Origin of the sequence: Lactobacillus gasseri ATCC 33323 = JCM 1131, from assembly GCF_000014425.1 — a bacterium.
Taxonomy (GTDB): domain Bacteria; phylum Bacillota; class Bacilli; order Lactobacillales; family Lactobacillaceae; genus Lactobacillus; species Lactobacillus gasseri.
In genome coordinates this window covers 1,297,548-1,317,363 of record NC_008530.1, presented here as the reverse complement: position 1 = coordinate 1,317,363, position 19,816 = coordinate 1,297,548, and the positions used below count along the sequence as shown (strand labels likewise).

The 19,816-nt window shown below is 35.8% G+C and carries 15 protein-coding genes; 13 read left to right on the top strand and 2 right to left on the bottom strand.

Features of this window, described 5'->3' with window-relative positions:
- The first annotated feature begins 7 nt into the window (after positions 1 to 7).
- The 9 genes from LGAS_RS06485 to whiA all read left to right on the top strand — a co-directional run bounded on the left by LGAS_RS06485 (position 8) and on the right by whiA (position 12,937).
- On the top strand, positions 8 to 1,477 hold the full coding sequence (locus tag LGAS_RS06485; RefSeq protein ID WP_003647000.1) for a UDP-glucose--hexose-1-phosphate uridylyltransferase: 1,470 nt from the start codon (positions 8 to 10) through the stop codon (positions 1,475 to 1,477).
- Position 1,478: 1 nt separating this feature from the next.
- Entirely contained in the window at positions 1,479 to 2,465 is a 987-nt protein-coding gene (locus tag LGAS_RS06480; RefSeq protein WP_003647001.1) for an aldose epimerase family protein, read from the top strand.
- Positions 2,466 to 2,633: 168 nt separating this feature from the next.
- A complete protein-coding gene (locus LGAS_RS06475) occupies positions 2,634 to 4,358 on the top strand; it encodes a phospho-sugar mutase (RefSeq protein WP_003647002.1) in 1,725 nt (574 codons plus the stop codon).
- A gap of 97 nt (positions 4,359 to 4,455) precedes the next feature.
- Positions 4,456 to 6,471 carry an excinuclease ABC subunit UvrB gene (gene uvrB, locus LGAS_RS06470; RefSeq protein WP_011678925.1) on the top strand — a complete coding sequence of 672 codons (2,016 nt, stop codon included), beginning with the start codon at positions 4,456 to 4,458 and terminating at the stop codon, positions 6,469 to 6,471.
- A gap of 14 nt (positions 6,472 to 6,485) precedes the next feature.
- Complete coding sequence (gene uvrA, locus LGAS_RS06465) at positions 6,486 to 9,347, top strand: excinuclease ABC subunit UvrA (protein WP_003647004.1); 2,862 nt, start codon at positions 6,486 to 6,488, stop codon at positions 9,345 to 9,347.
- 55 nt (positions 9,348 to 9,402) lie between these two features.
- A complete protein-coding gene (locus LGAS_RS06460; RefSeq protein WP_003647005.1) occupies positions 9,403 to 9,942 on the top strand; it encodes an HdeD family acid-resistance protein in 540 nt (179 codons plus the stop codon).
- Positions 9,943 to 10,062: 120 nt separating this feature from the next.
- Positions 10,063 to 10,938 carry an RNase adapter RapZ gene (gene rapZ, locus LGAS_RS06455; protein ID WP_003647006.1) on the top strand — a complete coding sequence of 292 codons (876 nt, stop codon included), beginning with the start codon at positions 10,063 to 10,065 and terminating at the stop codon, positions 10,936 to 10,938.
- Positions 10,939 to 10,954: 16 nt separating this feature from the next.
- Positions 10,955 to 11,992 carry a gluconeogenesis factor YvcK family protein gene (locus LGAS_RS06450; protein WP_003647007.1) on the top strand — a complete coding sequence of 346 codons (1,038 nt, stop codon included), beginning with the start codon at positions 10,955 to 10,957 and terminating at the stop codon, positions 11,990 to 11,992.
- A gap of 3 nt (positions 11,993 to 11,995) precedes the next feature.
- Positions 11,996 to 12,937: a DNA-binding protein WhiA gene (gene whiA / locus LGAS_RS06445; protein WP_003647008.1), complete on the top strand. Its 942-nt coding sequence runs from the start codon at positions 11,996 to 11,998 to the stop codon at positions 12,935 to 12,937.
- Between the two features lie 54 nt (positions 12,938 to 12,991).
- Here whiA and clpP read toward each other — a convergent pair whose 3' ends face one another.
- Positions 12,992 to 13,579, bottom strand: coding sequence for an ATP-dependent Clp endopeptidase proteolytic subunit ClpP (gene clpP / locus LGAS_RS06440; RefSeq protein ID WP_003647009.1), 588 nt, complete (start codon positions 13,577 to 13,579; stop codon positions 12,992 to 12,994).
- A 141-nt stretch (positions 13,580 to 13,720) separates the two neighbouring features.
- Positions 13,721 to 15,169 (bottom strand): APC family permease, encoded by a 1,449-nt coding sequence (locus LGAS_RS06435; protein WP_003647010.1) that lies wholly within the window; start codon positions 15,167 to 15,169, stop codon positions 13,721 to 13,723.
- A 432-nt stretch (positions 15,170 to 15,601) separates the two neighbouring features.
- On the opposite strand from LGAS_RS06435, the gene LGAS_RS06430 reads away from it, so the two are divergent.
- From LGAS_RS06430 to tpiA, 4 genes are all read left to right on the top strand, one after another.
- Positions 15,602 to 16,633: a sugar-binding transcriptional regulator gene (locus LGAS_RS06430; protein ID WP_003647011.1), complete on the top strand. Its 1,032-nt coding sequence runs from the start codon at positions 15,602 to 15,604 to the stop codon at positions 16,631 to 16,633.
- A gap of 54 nt (positions 16,634 to 16,687) precedes the next feature.
- On the top strand, positions 16,688 to 17,704 hold the full coding sequence (gene gap / locus LGAS_RS06425) for a type I glyceraldehyde-3-phosphate dehydrogenase (RefSeq protein ID WP_003647012.1): 1,017 nt from the start codon (positions 16,688 to 16,690) through the stop codon (positions 17,702 to 17,704).
- A 103-nt stretch (positions 17,705 to 17,807) separates the two neighbouring features.
- Positions 17,808 to 19,019, top strand: coding sequence for a phosphoglycerate kinase (locus LGAS_RS06420; protein WP_003647013.1), 1,212 nt, complete (start codon positions 17,808 to 17,810; stop codon positions 19,017 to 19,019).
- A gap of 19 nt (positions 19,020 to 19,038) precedes the next feature.
- Positions 19,039 to 19,794, top strand: a complete 756-nt coding sequence (gene tpiA / locus LGAS_RS06415) for a triose-phosphate isomerase (protein WP_003647014.1) — start codon at positions 19,039 to 19,041, stop codon at positions 19,792 to 19,794.
- Positions 19,795 to 19,816: the final 22 nt, after the last annotated feature.

The window sequence follows — 19,816 nt, the reverse complement described above, 5'->3', positions numbered from 1 at the left end:
TACAGAAATGAAGATTATTGAAAAATTTGCAGATGAAGTCATTGCGAGTGGAGCATATAAAGAATTAGATCGTGTATATGTAATTAATAAGATCAAGGCTTTAGTAGGCGATGATGATCAAGAATATGATGGAAAACAATCGTCAGTAAAACAACTTGTTCAAATGGCTGTTGATCGTAAAATTATCCCTGATGACAATACTTCACGCGAAGTTTTGAATGATAAGTTATATGATTTAAAGACGCCAACGCCTTCAAAAGTAAATGAAATTTTCTGGCAAAAAATGCAAAAATCTGCTAATACAGCAACTGATTGGTTTTATAAGCTTTGCGTTGATAATAATTACGTAAAAAAAGAAGCTATCGCTAAAAATATTGTCTTTTCAGGAAAGAGCTCTAAGGATCATGAATTAGAAATTACGATTAATCTTTCAAAACCTGAAAAGGATCCTAAAGCGATTGCTGCTGCAGCTCATAGTACTGGTAATAAGTATCCTCAATGTGCACTTTGTCTTGAAAATGAAGGTTATGTTGGCGGATATGGAAAGAATGTACGTAGTAATTTACGAATAATTCGGATGATGATTGGTGGCCGTCCGTGGGGCTTTCAGTATTCACCATATGCTTACTTTAATGAACATTGTATTTTCTTAGATCAAAAGCATATTCCGATGATAATTAATCAGCAAACTTTAATTAATTTAGTAGATATTGAAAAACAACTACCAGAATATTTTGTTGGCTCAAATGCTGATTTGCCAATTGTTGGTGGCTCGATGCTCGCTCACGAGCACTATCAAGGTGGCCGTCATGTCTTTCCAATGATGAAGGCGAAAATTAAAAAAGTGATTAATTTTGATCAATACCCAGAAGTTAAAGCTGGAGTAGTTGACTGGCCTATGAGTGATTTACGCTTAACTAGTAAAAATTCTTTAGATTTAATTGATTTGGGCAGTAAGATTATTGATTTTTGGGATCACTATAGTGACCAAGATCGTCAAATTAAAGCTTTTGATGGTGAAACTAGACATCATACAGTAACTCCAATTATGCATCGTGAAGGAGAAGATTTCGTTTTAGATTTAGTTCTTCGTGATAACAATACTAGTGATAAATATCCATTAGGAATTTTTCACCCGCATGCTGAGCTTTGGCACATTAAGAAAGAAAATATTGGCTTAATCGAAGTTATGGGAAGGGCCATTCTACCAGGAAGACTTAAGAAAGAACTAGAAGAAGTTAAAAAATATTTACTTAATGAAGATAATGAAATAGCTGATAGCCATCTTGAGTGGGCTAAGAAAATTAAAGCAGAGCATCAGATTACTAGAGAGAATGTAAATAGCATATTGCAACAGGCTTTAGTTGAAGTGTTTGATCAAGTTCTTGAATGCGCTGGTGTCTTTAAAAATAATAAAGATGGAGAAGCTGGTTGGCAAAGCTTTACTAAGGCTTTAGTGAGCGAGGTAGACAAATAAAGTGAAAACAAGTTTTATAAAATATGGTGTAAAAGATGGGCAAGACCTATGCGAGATTAGCCTAGAAAATGATCATGGGATGAAAGTTAAGCTTCTTAATTACGGAGCAACTTTAGAAAAAGTTCTACTTAATAGCGAAAATATGATTTTGTCATTAAATAGTCCAGAAGATTATTCAAAAGAAAGAAATTTTCTAGGTGGAACAGTTGGCCGAATTTGTGGCCGTGTTCGTTTAGGACAATGGAAGCATGGAAATCATATTTATCAACTACCTAAAAATGATGGAGAAAATCATATTCATGGTGGTATTGGTACTGATATGAAGGTTTGGAATTTTAAATTAAAAAATTCTGATCAGGAGTCTCAAGCTGACCTTTTCCTTTTTGATTCAGATGGGGACAATGGCTATCCTGGCAATATGAAATTGCATGTAACTTACAAACTTGATAATAAAAATAATGTGTCATATAAGCTTGAAGCGGTTAGTGATCAATTGACTATTTTTAATCCAGCAAACCATACCTATTTTAATTTGGGTGAAAAAGCAACTGATTTAAACTTGCAACTTGCAGCCGACTACTATTTACCAGTGGGTAAAGATGGACTACCAAATCAAGGAATGCAAAGTGTTGAAAATACGGTTTTTGATTTTCGCCAAGGTAAAAAAATAGCTGAAACTTTAGGTAGTGATGATAGTCAAATTAAATTACGCAATGGCTTAGATCATCCTTTTATCTTAAATGGGATGCAACCAGCAGCAATTTTAACATCTGATAAACATAAAATGGTTATGACAACTAATGCTCCTGCAATTGTCACCTATACAGCTAACCACTTTAATCATACTGGTATTGCAAATAATATTGGTCAATATGACGGAATTACTTTAGAAGCACAATGTCCACCAGCAGAGGGAATAAACTTAGGTGAAATCACTCTACTTCCTTATGAAGAGTTTGAGCGAAAGATTAACTGGAACTTTAGTTAATAGGATATTTTTTTAATATTGATAGGATATTTTTTTAATATTGAATAGAAAAGGAGTGTTAGATCTTTTGCGAGCAGAATAATTAAATTGTTAATTATGATAGCAATTTCATTATAACTTGCGTTAAAATAGCAGATGAAACCATAAAATTTACGTAAAGAGGAAATTATGAACGCAAAAGAAATTTATAGTCAATGGACTAATGCAAATAATTTACCTGATTATTTAAAAGATCAATTAGACAAATTAGGTAAAGATGAAAAGTGGATTGAAGATGCTTTCGGACAAGATATTAATTTTGGTACTGCTGGGATGAGAGGCCGGCTTGAACCAGGTACTAACAGAATTAACTTGTTTACTGTGGGAAGAGTAACCGAAGGTCTTGCCAGATTAATTGACGAAAATGGTGAAGAAGCTAAAAAACGTGGTGTCGCAATTTCTTTTGATTCACGTTATCACTCAAGGGAGTTTGCTGAGCATGCTGCTCGTATTTTAGGTGCACATGGAATTCATGTTTACTTATTTGATGATTTAAGACCAACCCCTGAATTGTCATTTGCTGTTCGTCATTTAAATACTTTTGCTGGAATTAATATCACTGCTTCGCATAATGCTAAGCAATATAACGGCTACAAGGTATATGGTGAAGATGGTGCTCAAATGGCTCCAGAAAACGCCGATCGTTTGTTTGCTTACGCTCAAAAAGTTGATGATATTTTTGGTGTTAAAGCTGCTCCAGTAGAAGAATTACGTGCTAATGGTACATTACAATTAATTGGTGAAGATGTGGATGAAGCTTACTTAGCTCATTTGAAGGATGTTACTGTTGATCCTGAAATGGTTAAAGCTAACGCTGATAAGCTAAAGATTATTTATACTCCATTGCATGGTACTGGTAAGATGCTCTACGATCGCGCATTCAGACAAGGCGGTTTTGATAATGTAATTCCAGTTCCAAGTCAATCAATTATTGATCCTGAATTTCCTACAACTATTAAGCCAAATCCTGAATACCGTGATGTGTTTGAACCAGGCTTTAAGTTAGCTAATGAAGTAGATGCAAATGTTATTATTGCAACCGACCCAGATGCTGATAGAATGGGTGCTGCTGTTAGAAAATCAGATGGTGATTTCCAAGTTTTAACTGGTAATCAAATTGCTACTTTAATGGCATACTACTTATTAGTTCACATGAAAGAAAACGGAACTTTATCACCTGATTATGAATTAGTAACTTCAGTAGTTTCTAGTGCACTTCCATTTAAGATCGCTGATGACTTTGGGATTAAGACCAAGCATGTCTTAACTGGATTCAAGTACATTGGTGAAGAAGTTGACCGCATGAATAAAGAAAATGACGGTAAATTCTTAATGGGCTTTGAAGAAAGTTACGGTTACTTATTCAAACCATTTGCCAGAGACAAAGATGCTATGCAAGGTGCATTGATGTTTGCAGAAGTGGCAAGTTACTATGCATCTAAAGGCATGACTGTTTTTGATGGCTTGCAAGAAATTTGGCAAAAGTATGGTGTAGCTTACGAAATCACCAAGGCCATTGAAATGCCAGGTATTGGTGGCCAAAAGAAGATGGCTGAATTAATGAGTAAATTGCGTAAAGAACACTTAACTGAAATTAATGGTGCCAAAGTTGTTAAGATCCAAGACTTTGAAACTCAAGAAACCATTGAAGGCGATAAGAAGACACCATTAACTGGATTTCCTAAATCTAATGTCTTAAAGTACTTCTTAGATGATGAAACTTGGGTTGCTCTTCGTCCATCAGGAACTGAACCTGTAATTAAGGCTTATGTTGGTGTAAATAAGAAGGATATTGAAACTGCAGAAAAAGCAGCTGAAGAATATCAAGATGCATTAGCAAATTTATTAAAGTAATGCAAAAATAGTGCGAAAATACGTTCGCTGTAGTAAAATAAATACGTTAATAGAAGTTGGGCTATTTTAGTCCAACTTTTTTTGCGGAGGATCGAAAATGATTAGACGACAAAAAAACAAGAAATTTGAACTTGTCTCTAAGTTTCAACCAGCAGGTGATCAAGAGCAAGCAATTAAAAAGTTGACTGATGGTTTTGAACAAGGTGAAAAGGCGCAGATTTTAGAGGGTGCTACAGGAACTGGTAAAACTTTTACTATGGCGAATGTAATTGCCAAATTAAATAAACCTACTTTGGTAATTTCGCATAATAAAACTCTTGTTGGACAGCTTTATGGTGAATTTAAAGAGTTTTTCCCTAAAAATGCCGTTGATTATTTTGTATCTTACTATGATTATTATCAGCCTGAAGCTTATGTACCACAGTCGGACACATATATTGAGAAGGATTCATCAATCAATGATGAAATTGACCAGTTACGTCATAAAACTACTAGTGATTTAATGTCAAGAAATGATGTAATTGTTGTTGCGTCAGTGTCTTGTATTTATGGTTTAGGTGATCCTAGAGAATATGCAGCTAGTGTAGTATCTATCTCTGGAGGTCAAGAAATTAGCCGTGATGTATTATTGCGGGATTTAGTGAATATTCAATATGATCGCAATGATATTGATTTTCAACGTGGCCGTTTTAGAGTCCGCGGAGATGTGGTAGAGATTTTCCCTGCTGGTTATTCTGATCATGCGTTTAGAGTTGAATTTTTTGGCGATGAAATTGATCGGATTGTTGAAGTGAATTCCTTAACTGGTGAGGTAATTGGTGAACGTGAACAAGTTTCTATTTTCCCAGCAACGCACTTTGTTACTAATGAACAAATTATGCAAAGGGCTTTGGCTTCAATTAAAGATGAAATGAATATTCAGGTCAAAAAATTTGAAGGGGAAGGTAAGCTTCTAGAAGCTCAACGAATTAAGCAAAGAACCACCTATGATATGGAAATGATGAGTGAAGTTGGCTACACTAACGGAATCGAAAACTATTCTAGGCATATGGAAGGGCGGAAAGCTGGGCAACCTCCGCATACTTTACTTGATTTCTTTCCTGATGATTTTCTAATCTTAATTGATGAATCACATGCTACCATGCCAGAATTAAAGGCGATGTATAACGGAGACAGCGCTCGTAAGCAAACTTTGATTGATTATGGTTTTAGATTACCTTCAGCGCTAGATAATCGACCACTAAAATTAGAAGAATTTGAAAAGCATGTAAATCAGATAATGTATGTCTCAGCAACTCCCGGAGACTATGAATTGAATCAGACTGATCATAAAGTGGAACAAATTATTCGTCCTACTGGATTGCTTGATCCAGAGATTGAAGTTAGACCAATTAAAGGACAAATTGACGATTTAGTTGGTGAGATTAATAAGCGAATTGACCGTAATGAACGTGTTTTTGTGACAACTTTAACTAAAAAAATGGCAGAAGATTTGACCGATTATTTGAAAGATCTTGGAATTAAAGTCCGCTATTTACACTCAGATATCAAGACATTAGAACGTCTAGAGATTATTAGGGACTTAAGACTTGGCAAATTTGACGTTTTAATTGGAATTAATCTTTTGCGAGAAGGAATTGATGTGCCGGAAGTGTCTTTAGTTGCAATTTTAGATGCAGATAAGGAAGGATTTTTACGCTCAACTAGACCTTTAGTTCAAACGATTGGTCGTGCTGCCAGAAACTCAAATGGTAAGGTGATTATGTATGCAGACTCAATTACGGATTCGATGCGAGAAGCAATTGATGCTACAGAAAGAAGACGTAGTTTGCAGATGAAGTTTAACAAGGAACATGGAATTACACCTAAGACTATTGTTAAACCTATCAGGGATGTCATTTCAATTACTAAAGATAGTGATGAAAAGGAAAATAAAGAGAGTTTTGCTGATCTAAACTTTGATGAATTAACTAAGAAACAAAAGCAAACTATGATTAAAACTTTAACTGCCCAAATGCAAGAAGCTGCGAAGAAACTAGATTTTGAAGAAGCAGCTAACTTACGTGATGCAATTATGGATTTACAAAAGCAGGTACATGAAAAGAAAAAGTAGAGGAGGAAAGCTAAATGGTAAATGATAAAATCGTAATTCATGGAGCGCGTGAACATAATTTAAAAGATATAAATTTATCGATCCCAAAAGATAAATTAGTAGTTATTACCGGCTTATCTGGATCTGGAAAAAGTTCATTAGCTTTCGATACTTTATATGCTGAAGGAAGAAGAAGATATGTTGAGTCACTGTCAAGTTATGCTAGACAGTTTTTAGGTCAAATGGATAAGGCTGATGTTGATTCAATTGATGGCTTAAATCCCGCAATTTCTATTGATCAAAAGACAACATCTCATAATCCGCGTTCAACGGTTGGAACTGTAACAGAAATTAATGACTATTTACGTTTATTGTGGGCACGCGTTGGTCATCCAATTTGTCCAAATGATGGGACTTTGATTGAGAGGCAAAGCGTGGATCAGATGGTAGATCGAGTAATGGATCTACCCGAAAGAAGTAGAATTCAGATTTTAGCTCCGGTTATTCGTGCTAAAAGAGGAGAACATAAGGAAGTCTTTAAACGAATCCAACGCGCGGGTTATGTTCGTGTAATTGTAGACGGTGAAATGCATGAAATTACTGATGATTTTGACCTAGATAAAAATAAACGACACAGTATTGATATTGTTGTTGACCGTTTAATTGTTAAAGAAAATATTCGAAGCCGTTTATTTGATTCCGTTGAAGCTGCTCTTCGTTTAGCAGATGGCTACATGGATGTTGATGTGATTAAAGGTAAACGTATTAATTTTTCAGAATATTATGCCTGTCCTGTATGTGGTTTTACTGTTGGCGAAATGGAACCACGTTTATTTTCGTTTAATGCGCCTTTTGGAGCTTGTCCTGATTGTGATGGATTGGGAATGAAATTGTCAGTTGATGAAGATTTAGTTATTCCTGATAAGGATAAAACTTTGGCAGAGGGAGCTTTAGCACCATGGTCTAATTCAAAATATTATACGGCTATGCTTGAGCAAGCATGTAAAGCTTTGAAAATACCGATAGACAAGCCATACAAAAAATTGACTAAAAGACAAAAAGATTTGATTTTAAATGGATCTAAGGGAAAGAAAATCAAATTTCATCTTGAAGGTGACTTTGGTGTAAATGATACTGTTCAAGAATTTGAAGGAATTTTAAATAATATCAGTCGCCGTTATCATCACCCAATGTCAAAATTTATGCGTGATGTAATGGGTAAGTACATGACCGAACTTACTTGTTCAACTTGTCACGGTAAGCGATTAAATGAAAAGGCATTAGCAGTAAAAGTTAATGGCAAAGATATTGCGGAAGATTCAGATCTGTCAATTTCTAAGTCGCTTAAATTCTTTAATTCAGTAAAATTAAGCGAGCAAGAAAAAATGATAGCAAAACCAATTTTGAAAGAAGTACGGGATAGATTGACTTTCTTAAAAAATGTTGGTTTAGATTATCTAACTTTATCTCGTTCTGCTGGAACTTTGTCAGGTGGAGAAGCACAAAGAATTAGATTAGCCACCCAAATTGGCTCCAATTTATCTGGCGTTATGTATATTTTAGATGAGCCATCAATTGGTCTTCATCAACGAGATAACGACCGCCTTATTTCTTCTCTTAAAAAGATGAGGGATCTTGGTAATTCTTTAATTGTAGTTGAACATGACGATGAGACTATGAAACAAGCAGATTACTTAGTTGATATGGGACCAGGAGCAGGAGCGTATGGTGGAAAAGTAATGGCTGCCGGGACGCCTGAAGAAGTGATGAAGAATCCTAAATCTTTAACTGGACAATATTTATCAGGTAAAAAAATTGTTCCTGTACCGCTAGAAAGAAGAAAGGGTAATGGTAAGAAAATTACTGTTACTGGTGCTGCTGAAAATAATTTGAAGGACATTTCAGTAGATTTTCCTCTAGGCAAATTTATCGTGGTGACCGGCGTTTCAGGTTCTGGAAAATCAACTCTTGTAAATTTGATTTTGAAACGTGCTCTAGCGCAAAAATTGAATAATAATTCTGCTAAACCAGGAAAATACAAGTCTATTAAAGGATATAAAAATATCGAAAAAATTATCGATATTGATCAAAGCCCTATTGGCCGAACACCACGTAGTAATCCTGCAACTTATACCAGTGTATTTGATGATATTCGAGCTTTATTTGCACAAACTAATGAAGCAAAAATGCGTGGATATACGAAAGCTAGATTTTCTTTTAACGTTAAGGGTGGAAGATGCGAAGCTTGTCACGGCGATGGGATTATTAAAATCGAGATGAATTTTTTACCTGATGTTTATGTACCTTGTGAAGTTTGTCATGGTACAAGATATAATTCGGAAACTCTTGAGGTAACTTATCGTGAAAAAAATATCTCACAAGTTTTGAATATGACAATTAATGAAGCTTGCAAATTCTTTGAAAATATTCCCAAAATTCATCGTAAGCTACAAACAATCGTTGATGTTGGTCTGGGTTATGTAAAACTTGGGCAGTCAGCTACAACTTTATCTGGTGGAGAAGCGCAGAGAATGAAATTAGCTTCTGAATTACAAAAGCTTTCCACGGGTAATAATTTTTATATTTTAGATGAACCAACAACGGGATTGCATACAGATGATATTAAACGTTTATTAGAAGTCTTGCAGCGCTTAGTTGATGAAGGAAATACTGTTTTAATTATTGAACATAATTTAGATGTTATTAAAAATGCCGACTGGTTAATTGATTTAGGCCCTGAAGGTGGAGATGGCGGTGGTCAAGTTGTGGCTACTGGTACTCCAGAAGAAGTTGCTGAGGTTAAAGAAAGTTATACAGGACAATACTTAAAGCCAGTTCTTGAGCGAGATACTAAGTTAACTAAAAAGCTAATGAATAGCAAGGGTGATCAGGAATAAAGTTAATGGTGTTTTAGTAAATTAAGTGTAGAATATTATCTGGGAGGAAATAAAAATGAACGATATTTATAATTCTAGACACCAAGGCTTTGATTGGGGCTCATTTATAGCAGGAATTTTGTTTGTTGTTGCATCATTTTTACTATTACGCTACCCAGGTCGTGGTCTAACAGCATTTGTATTTGTATTTGGTATTTTATCAATTTTACAAGGAATTATTTGGATTTCCGCATATGTAAAATTCCATAACATTTTTGATTTGAGCTGGGTAACACTAATTTCAGCAATTGTCGATATTGTAATCGGAGTTTTATTCTTATGTTCACGTGAAATTGGTGGATTAACTTTAGCTATTTTATTTGCTATTTGGTTCTTAGCCGATTCAATTATTGGAATTATCTTTTCATGGCACTTGCGGGAATATTCAACTGGTTATTTTGTTCTCTGCTTAATTTTGAACATTATTAGCTTGATCATCGCTTTTGCCTTGTTATTTAACCCAGTGCTTGCTGCTATTACTTTGGTTTACTTGGTAGCATTTTGGTTAATGGTCTTTGGAATCAATGAAATTTTTGTTTCATGGATGCATAGATAAAAATAAAAAGTCGTTTTTGAAGTAGCTGAGTTTGATAACTACTTGTGACAACGACTTTTTATTTTTATTCAAAAAATGAAACACCCGGTATGTTATAATAGCGATTAAGGAGGGATAGCTATGGCTGAACAGAAGAAACAATTATTAATTGTTACGGGTATGAGTGGTGCAGGTAAAACTGTGGCAATCAAAGCTTTAGAAGATATGGGATATTTTGTGGTAGACAATTTGCCACCAGAATTATTGGGAAGTTTCTGGGAATTAATTAACAATTCTTCAGACTTTAGTAAGGCAGCAGTTGTTGTTGACTTAAGAGTAAAAAGTTTTTATAAAGATTTGGTTGATGAAATTAAGTCTTTAGAAGATAGTCAAAATGTTCAGTCGACTGTCTTGTTTTTAGACGCTTCAGATGATGTATTAGTATCTCGGTATAAGGAAACAAGACGTTTGCCACCATTAGCTCATACAGGCCGCCTACTTGATGGAATTCAAGAAGAAAGAGCTATTTTATCAAGAACCAAAAATATTTCTAATATAATCATTGATACCTCCCGTTTAACTACTAAGGAATTAAAGGCTAAATTAGTAGATAAGTTTGGAGATAATCAAACTCGAACTTTTTCAATTGAAGTAATGAGTTTCGGCTTTAAGTATGGTATTCCAATTGATGCCGATATTGTAATGGATGTTAGATTTTTACCTAATCCATTCTACATTCCTCAACTCAAACCATTTACTGGTTTAGATCGCCGAGTTTTTGATTATGTAATGAGCAAGAAAGAAACTAAAAAGTTTTATGCTAAATTTTTAGACATGTTAGAAACGGCTATTCCGGGATATATTGCGGAAGGAAAAGAAAAATTGACTATTGCAATTGGATGTACTGGTGGTCAACACCGAAGTGTTTCAATTGCTCGCCAATTAGCAGTTGATTTAGCTAAGAAATATCCTGTTGATATTTCCCATCGAGAAATTAGTCGTTATATTGGACAATAAAGGAGATTGTTGGGAGATGGCGTACGGAGAAAATAAAATTGTACGTGTCATTCGCGGACGTCGCCCTAAGATTGTTGTTATTGGTGGTGGAACAGGGTTACCTGTTATTTTGAATGCTTTAAAAGAACAAAATGCCGATATAACAGCTATTGTAACTGTGGCAGACGATGGTGGATCATCAGGTGCAATTAGAGATTATATTAATGTGGTGCCACCAGGCGACATTAGAAATGTGTTAGTTTCCTTATCTGACTTACCACAGGAAGAAAAAGATATTTTTCAATATCGCTTTAATTCGTCTGACTCATTTTTTGCAGGGCATGCGATTGGAAATTTAATTATTGCTGCTTTGGATGAAATGCAGGGGAATATTTTTGATGCTGTTCAATCATTATCAAGAATGATGCGAATTGATGGTCGAATTTTCCCTGCTTCAAATGAGCCTTTAACTTTAAATGCAGAATTTATTGACGGAACAACTGAAGCTGGTGAAACAGAAATCACTTCAAAGGATAAGCGCATAAAACGTGTATGGGTAACTGATACCGATTCTGACGATGAGCCGAAAGCAGTTTTGCCAGTTTTAGCCGCAATTATGCAAGCGGACGCAGTAGTTTTAGGGCCAGGTAGCTTATTTACTTCAATTTTACCTAATTTGATGATTTCTAATTTAGGGGATGCTGTGAGACAAACTAAGGCTGAAGTGATTTATATCTGTAATATCATGACGCAACAAGGTGAAACAGATCATTTCACGGCAGCGGAACACGTTCAAGTTATTAATGATCATTTAGGTGGTCACTATATTAATACGGCCTTGGTTAATGGGGCTAAAATTGACATGAGTAAGTTTAATCCAGCCGATTATGATGCCTATCTTGAACCGGTAAGAAATGATTTCGCTGGATTACGGGCTCAAGATTGCCGCGTAATTACAGCTGACTTTATTGATCAGCATAGTGGATTAGTTTTTCATGATGGTAAAAAAGTAGCCGATGAAATTTTGAATTTGGCTTTTGAAGCATATTGCCGCAGAAAAAAGGAACAGGATTAGTTAATGGTTTCATACGCAAGTGATGTAAAAAAAGAACTTACTAGTCTGCCAGTTCATCCAGAACATGCTAAGGCAGAACTAGCGGCTTTTTTGCGAATGAACGGGGTACTTAGTCTTCATGATCATCAATTTAGTCTAGATATCACAACTGAAAATCCAGCTATTGCAAGAAGAATATTTTCTTTAATTAAAACTGCTTATGGAATCGAGCCACTGTTAATTGTTTCTAAGAAAATGAAGTTAAAGAAAAATTATCAATATTTAGTTAGACTTCAAAAACAAGTTCATGAAATTTTAAGCGATTTAGAGATATTTGACAGTGATAATGGCTTGATTACCGGAATTCCTGAGAAGATTATGACCTCAGAACAAAGGGCAATGTCTTATTTAAGAGGAGCTTTCTTAGCAGCTGGAAGTGTGAATAATCCTGAAACGAGTCGATATCATTTAGAGATTTATTCTCTTTATGAAAATCATAATAATGATTTACTAAAGTTAATGAATAGTTTCTTTTATTTAAATGCAAAAGCTACGAAAAGACGTAATGGATATATTGTATATTTGAAAGAGGCTGAAAAAATTGGTGATTTTCTACATATTGTAGGTGCCGTCAATGCAATGCTAGCATTTGAAGACTTAAGAATTATGCGAGATATGCGTAATTCAGTGAATCGATTAGTAAATTGCGATACAGCAAATTTGAAAAAGACTGCGAATGCAGCAGCTAAGCAGGTTGAGGATATTCAACTAATTGAGAAAAAAGTTGGGTTAGAAAATTTACCAGAAAAATTAGCAATCTTAGCACATTTTAGGCTGACGCATCCTGAACTTTCACTCAAAGAAGTTGCAGCTCAAGTACCAGATGGTCCAATTTCAAAGTCAGGAGTTAACCACCGTTTTCAAAAAATTCGTGAAATGGCACAACAGCTAAAAGAAGAAAATTAGTCAAAAAAAATAGAGCTCACGACAGATGTGAGCTCTATTTTTTGTTAAATTAAACTAATCTTTCTTTTGGTTAACCAAAATTTCATCAATTAGACCATAGTCTTTAGCTTCTTCTGCAGATAAGTAATTATCACGTTCAGTATCTTTAAGAATCTTATCAAGAGGTTGACCAGTAGTTTCATGTAGAATTTGGTTAAGCTTCTTACGACTCTTCAAGATTTCATTAGCTGCAATTTGAATGTCTGTTTGTTGACCTTGTGCACCACCTAAAGGTTGGTGAATAAGAACTGTTGAATTTGGTAATGCAAAACGTTTACCCTTAGTTCCGCTAGTTAAAAGAATTGAAGCCATTGAAGCAGCCATACCGATTGCAATTGTAGATACATCTGACTTAATAAAGTTCATTGTGTCCATAATTGCAAGACCAGAGGTAATAACACCACCTGGAGAGTTAATGTATAGAGAAATATCTTTAGTATTGTCTTGTGCATCTAAGAATAAAAGTTGAGCGATGATTGAGTTGGCCATTTGGTCGTTAATCTCACCGCTAAGCATAATGATTCTATCTTTTAATAATCTTGAGTAAATGTCGTAAGCACGTTCACCACGTGCAGTTTGTTCAATAACTGTAGGTACGAGCATTAATTTTACCTCCTAAACAAAATTAGCACTCTGATAAGTACAGTGCTAATTAAATCACTTACTTTTAATCATGTCAACTAATCAAACTTAATTTTATGTAGAAAAAATGAGCGATATGACAATCATATCGCTCATTTGAAGTTACTTCATTAATGGGTTAGTGCCATCTTCTCTTTTTTTGATTGCTGGCAAAATTAAGCCTAAAACAATCAAGATAATTGGAGTAATGATGTTAAGGAATAGGGTAAATGGATCTGGTGAGTAGATTCCTAAAATACAACATGCTGCTGTAACAATAAAACACCATATTCCAGCTGTGTAAGCCAGTCCTTGATTCTTGGTCATTTGGTAAGAAGTATCAAACTTCTTTTGTTGCTTTCTAAGTGCAATATATGCTGCGAAGACCCATAAATAACGCATTGGCATTGTAGTTGAATTTAATTTAACTAATTGAGCCATAACCGCTTGTGCATCAGGCAATAAAGCTTGTGCTGCAATTAACCCCCCTGAAAGAATTACAACCATCCAGATACCATTGATGTAAGCACCATGTTTATTTATCTTAAGAAGTTTCTTAGGAATGAAGTTTTTGGCTTCTTTACTACCTAGTAGCATTCTTAAAGGAGCATCAATACTGATAACTAAAGTAGAGAATTGACCAATAACGTTACACCATGAATAAATATACATAAACAAACCACCAACATGGTAATATTCTCCTAAACGTTGAAAGGCCATGTATGCACCGTTTGAAATATATTCATTTAGATTACTGTTAACAACTTTAGGATCAAACATTAAAGCCATAGCAAAAGTTCCTAAAATTGCAGAAACCATAACCATAATTGCTAAAGCCATCATTGCTTTTGGAAAGTTTTTGGTTGGATTTTTAACCTTGTTTACATAAGGAGATATTTTCTCACATCCACCAACAGCAAAAACTAAGATTGAAAGAGATGTTAAATATTTAAGGTTGAATGTTGGCATTAAACTCTTCCAATTAAAATTGATTGAATAATATCCTGCATGTGGGTTAATTGCTGGTGCAGCAAACATCATAATAATGAATAAAATTGACATAATAAACATTGATGATCCAGCGATAGTAGCCAAACTTTTAAGTACTGGAATACCTTTAGTAGTAACCCAGCAGAAAAAGAGGAAGACTACTAAAGTAGCGAATTGAGTCCAAGCAGTTGGAAGACCATCGTACCATTTAGTGTTGCCAAAGATTCCCCACGCCATGGCTCTTAAACCACCAGTACCTTTACTTGAAATATATACTACGTGGCAGGCCCAATATGTCCAACCTGCATAATAAGCCCACTTGGCACCCATAGTGGCATTAACCCATGAGGAAACACCACCATTAGCATTTTTAAAGGTTGCACCTAGTTCTCCAACCATTAATGCATAGGGAACAAAGTATAGTAGGAACATTAATATCCAACTGAATACAACTTTGGTACCGTCGAAGTAAACATACCCGTTAACAACGTTACCGAAGCCCCAAACAGTTGAAAATGCCATCATCGCTAGCGTTGGCCAGAGCATTTTTTTGGCATTAGACTTTTTTTCTTCTTCGATCATAAAATAACCTTTCTGTCTATGTACATAATTAACGCCAAATTTAATTATAACGAAAATGCTTACAGATGATAGATTTTTTCTAAATAAAGTGAAAAAATACAAAAAAGACAGCCAGATTGACTGACTGTCTTGTACTATGCGCCCCCTGAGAGTCGAACTCAGATTTTAAGAACCGGAATCTTACGTGCGATCCATTACACTAAGGGCACGACAAACTAAAATAAGTATATCAAAAAAAGAAGAAAGTACAAATTAATTATTCTGAAGGATATATCTTGAATTTAAAAAAAGATATTGCTATACTAAAAAATGTCGAGAGAGAAATGTGAATCTGAAGTTAATCAATTCGCGTCTCTCTAATATTTTTAAGCTTTTTGGGTCGCCAACCGTCATGTAGCGGTATCAATTTTGACCCAATAGAGGGAGCGAGCAATGGACTCGGATTTAACCTTGTTGCAAAGCTTAGTTCCTGATGTTTTAAAAATAATTCGGCAACGTTTTCTTGTTCTTGAACAGATTTCGCTGTTAGCTCCAGTTGGGCGACGAGTTGTTGCTAAAAAATTAGGATTAAGCGAGCGCAATGTGCGAACTGAAACTGATTATTTACGACAGTTAGGTCTGATCAATATTCAGAGCTATGGGATGGAATTAACTGATAAAGGAAAGAGAACTTTAAAAGAAGCCGCTCCATTAATTGATCGTTTATTCAATGCAAGTCAAACTGAAATTGAATTGGCACAGAAATTGGGTATTGATCGAGCAATTATTGTTCCAGGTGATATGGATCGTCAAGAGCGTGTAGTTGATTTGATGGGCGAACAACTTAATTCTGCTCTAGATCTTCTTTTACCGCTAGGAAAAAGTATTATTACCGTATTAGGTGGTACTACAGTTGCTGGAGTAGCTCGTCATCTTTCTCCTAAATTAAGTCGCTATCGCGATTTATTGTTTGTTCCTGGAAGGGGAGCAGTTGGAGAAAGTGTTGAAATTCAAAGCAATACTGTAGCTCAGATGATGGCATCTGAAACGGGAGGCAGGCACAAAGGCCTATATCTTCCAGAAAATGTATCATCTGAAGCCTTGACTTTATTACTTCAAGACACAGATATTGCGAATGCGATTTCAAACATTTATAATAGTGATATGGTGATACATGGAATTGGTAGAGCAGATGTCATGTCAAAGAGACGTGGGCTTGATGTTATGACTAATTCTAAGCTCCGAAATGATGGAGCTGTGGCTGAATGTTTCGGGTATTTCTTCGACCGACAAGGTAGACTTGTTAAACGTATCCCTCGTATTGGTCTTCAACTAGAGGACTTAGATAAAATACCTCATGTATTTGCAATTGCTGCTGGTGCCAGCAAGGCGGCGGCAATTGTAGCTTACATGCATCATGCTCCAAAACAGACGTGGTTGATCACGGATGAAGGAGCCTCAAACTTGGTTTTAAAGGGGAAGTAATTCCCGTTTAAAATAAATTGTTACTTACATATTTCCTAAGGAGGAATATAGGATATGACAGTTAAAATTGGTATTAACGGTTTCGGCCGTATTGGTCGTTTAGCATTCCGTCGTATTATGGATTTAGGCGAAAAGTCTTCAGATATTGAAGTTGTTGCAATCAACGACTTGACTACTCCAGCACTTTTAGCTCACTTACTTAAGTACGACTCAACTCATGGTACTTTCAACCACGAAGTTTCAGCAACTGATGACTCAATCGTAGTTGACGGTAAGAAGTACCGTGTTTACGCTGAACCACAAGCACAAAACATTCCTTGGGTTAAGAACGATGGTGTTGACTTCGTTCTTGAATGTACTGGTTTCTACACTAGCAAAGCTAAGTCAGAAGCTCACCTTAAGGCTGGTGCAAAGCGTGTATTAATTTCTGCACCTGCTGGTTCAGACTTGAAGACCATTGTTTACGGCGTAAACGATGATACTTTGACTGCTGACGACAAGATTGTTTCAGCTGGTTCATGTACTACTAACTCATTAGCACCAATGGTTAATGCTTTACAAAAGGAATTCGGCATTGAAGTTGGTACTATGACTACTATCCACGCTTACACTTCAACTCAAATGCTTTTAGATGGTCCTGTACGTGGTGGTAACTTACGTTCTGCTCGTGCTGCAGCTATCAACATTATTCCTCACTCAACTGGTGCTGCTAAGGCTATTGGTCTTGTTGTTCCAGAATTGAACGGTAAGTTGAATGGTCACGCACAACGTGTTCCAGTTCCAGATGGTTCTGTAACTGAATTGGTTTCAATCTTAAGCAAGGATGTAACTGCTGACGAAGTTAACGAAGCAGTTAAGAAGTACGAAAGTCCTTCATTTGCATACAACGACCACAACATCGTTTCTAGCGACGTTTTAGGTATGACTGCTGGTTCAATCTTTGACCCAACTCAAACCATGGTAACTACTGCAGGTGACAAGCAATTAGTTAAGACTGTTGCTTGGTACGACAACGAATACTCATTCACTTGCCAAATGGTTCGTACTTTATTGAAATTTGCTACTCTTTAATCATTAATTTAATTACTGATTTTAGTAAGCAGACGAGAGAAGGCGGAGGGAATTACTTCCTCCGCCTTTTTTCAAATAATCTATCGGAGGTAAATTAATTTAAATGGCTAAATTAATCGTTTCAGACCTTGATCTTAAAGGTAAAAAAGTTTTAGTTCGTGTTGACTTTAATGTTCCAATTAAAAATGGTGTTATTGGTGATGACAACCGTATCGTTGCTGCATTGCCAACTATTAAGTACATTATTGAACATGGTGGTAAAGCAATCTTACTCAGTCACTTAGGCCGTGTAAAGTCAGATGCTGACAAGAAGGAATTATCATTACGTCCAGTAGCAGAACGCTTAAGTGAGTTATTAAAGAAGCCTGTAACTTTTGTACCAGAAAATGAAGGTAAAGAAGTTGAAGAAACCATCGATAAAATGAAAGATGGCGACGTTATTGTTCTTGAAAACACTAGATTCCAAGATATTGACAATGACTTTGGTAAACGTGAATCTAAGAACGATCCAAAACTTGGCGAATACTGGGCAAGTCTTGGCGATGTATTTGTAAACGATGCATTTGGTACTGCTCACAGAAGTCACGCTTCAAATGTAGGTATCGCAACTGCTATGAAGAAGGCTGGTAAACCTGCAGCAGCTGGTTTCTTACTTGAAAAAGAAATCAAGTTCTTAGGTGATGCTGTTGAAAACCCAGTTCACCCATTTGTAACTATCCTTGGCGGTGCAAAAGTATCAGACAAGATTGGTGTTATTGAAAACTTAATTCCTAAGTCAGATCACATTTTAATTGGTGGTGGTATGGCTTACACATTCTTAGCTGCACAAGGCCACAAGATTGGTAAATCATTATTTGAAGCTGATAAAGTTGAACTTGCAAAAGAATTATTAGCAAAAGCTGGCGATAAGATTGTATTGCCTGTAGATAATGTCGCAGCAACTGAATTCTCAAACGATGCACCTCACGAAGTTGTTGGTGATGATATTCCTGATAACGAAATGGGTCTTGACATTGGTCCTAAGACTGTTGAGAAATTTAGAGACATCTTAAAGGATGCTAAGACCGTCGTATGGAACGGACCTATGGGTGCATTCGAAATGCCAAACTACGCAGAAGGTACCTTGGAAGTTGGTCGCGCATTAGCTGATTTGAAAGATGCCGTTACTATTATCGGTGGTGGTGACTCAACTGCTGCTGCTAAGCAATTGGGAATTGCTCCTAAGATCAGCCACATTTCTACTGGTGGTGGTGCTTCACTTAACTACCTTGAAGGTAAAGAATTACCAGGAATCGCTTGTGTTTCTGACAAGTAAAATTAGGAGGAATTTTTAAATGCGTACACCAATTATTGCTGGTAACTGGAAATTACATATGAACCCAGAACAAACTGTTGAATTTGTAAATGCAGTTAAGGGCAAGTTACCAGATCCAAGTAAAGTTGAATCAGTTATTGCTGCACCTGCAGTTGATCTTTACGTTTTAAAGAAGGCTGCCGAAGGCTCAGATTTACATACTGGTGCAGAAAATGCATACTTTGAAGTTGAAGGTGCATTTACTGGTGAAACTTCACCTAAAGTTTTAAACGAAATGGGTATTGACTACTGTATTATTGGTCACTCAGAACGTCGTGGCTACTTCCACGAAACTGATGAAGACATTAACAAAAAGGCTAAAGCTTTATTTGCTAATGGCGTAACTCCAATTATTTGCTGTGGTGAATCTCTTGAAACTCGTGAAGCTAATAAGCAAGAAGATTGGGTAGTTGCTCAAATCAAAGCTGCTTTAGATGGTTTAACTGCAGAACAAGTTTCTAAGCTTGTTATTGCTTATGAACCAATTTGGGCTATTGGTACTGGTAAGACTGCTTCTGCTGATCAAGCGGAAGAAATGTGCAAGACTATTCGTGAAACTGTAAAAGACTTGTACAACGAAGAAACTGCTGAAAACGTTCGTATTCAATACGGTGGTTCAGTAAAACCAGCTAACGTTAAAGAATTAATGTCTAAGCCTGACATTGATGGTGGCTTAGTTGGTGGTGCTTCACTTGATCCAGAATCATTCTTAGCATTAGTAAACTACCAAGATTAATTAACAATTTATTTAAACGGAA

Bases quoted from the DNA above. Each gene is read 5' to 3' on its own strand.
- LGAS_RS06485 (WP_003647000.1), top strand. From the start codon at position 8: ATGAAGATTATTGAAAAATTTGCAGATGAAGTCATTGCGAGTGGAGCA.
- LGAS_RS06475 (WP_003647002.1), top strand. From the start codon at position 2,634: ATGAACGCAAAAGAAATTTATAGTCAATGGACTAATGCAAATAATTTA.
- uvrB (WP_011678925.1), top strand. From the start codon at position 4,456: ATGATTAGACGACAAAAAAACAAGAAATTTGAACTTGTCTCTAAGTTT.
- uvrA (WP_003647004.1), top strand. From the start codon at position 6,486: ATGGTAAATGATAAAATCGTAATTCATGGAGCGCGTGAACATAATTTA.
- LGAS_RS06460 (WP_003647005.1), top strand. From the start codon at position 9,403: ATGAACGATATTTATAATTCTAGACACCAAGGCTTTGATTGGGGCTCA.
- rapZ (WP_003647006.1), top strand. From the start codon at position 10,063: ATGGCTGAACAGAAGAAACAATTATTAATTGTTACGGGTATGAGTGGT.
- LGAS_RS06450 (WP_003647007.1), top strand. From the start codon at position 10,955: ATGGCGTACGGAGAAAATAAAATTGTACGTGTCATTCGCGGACGTCGC.
- whiA (WP_003647008.1), top strand. From the start codon at position 11,996: ATGGTTTCATACGCAAGTGATGTAAAAAAAGAACTTACTAGTCTGCCA.
- clpP (WP_003647009.1), bottom strand. From the start codon at position 13,579: ATGCTCGTACCTACAGTTATTGAACAAACTGCACGTGGTGAACGTGCT.
- LGAS_RS06435 (WP_003647010.1), bottom strand. From the start codon at position 15,169: ATGATCGAAGAAGAAAAAAAGTCTAATGCCAAAAAAATGCTCTGGCCA.
- LGAS_RS06430 (WP_003647011.1), top strand. From the start codon at position 15,602: ATGGACTCGGATTTAACCTTGTTGCAAAGCTTAGTTCCTGATGTTTTA.
- gap (WP_003647012.1), top strand. From the start codon at position 16,688: ATGACAGTTAAAATTGGTATTAACGGTTTCGGCCGTATTGGTCGTTTA.
- LGAS_RS06420 (WP_003647013.1), top strand. From the start codon at position 17,808: ATGGCTAAATTAATCGTTTCAGACCTTGATCTTAAAGGTAAAAAAGTT.
- tpiA (WP_003647014.1), top strand. From the start codon at position 19,039: ATGCGTACACCAATTATTGCTGGTAACTGGAAATTACATATGAACCCA.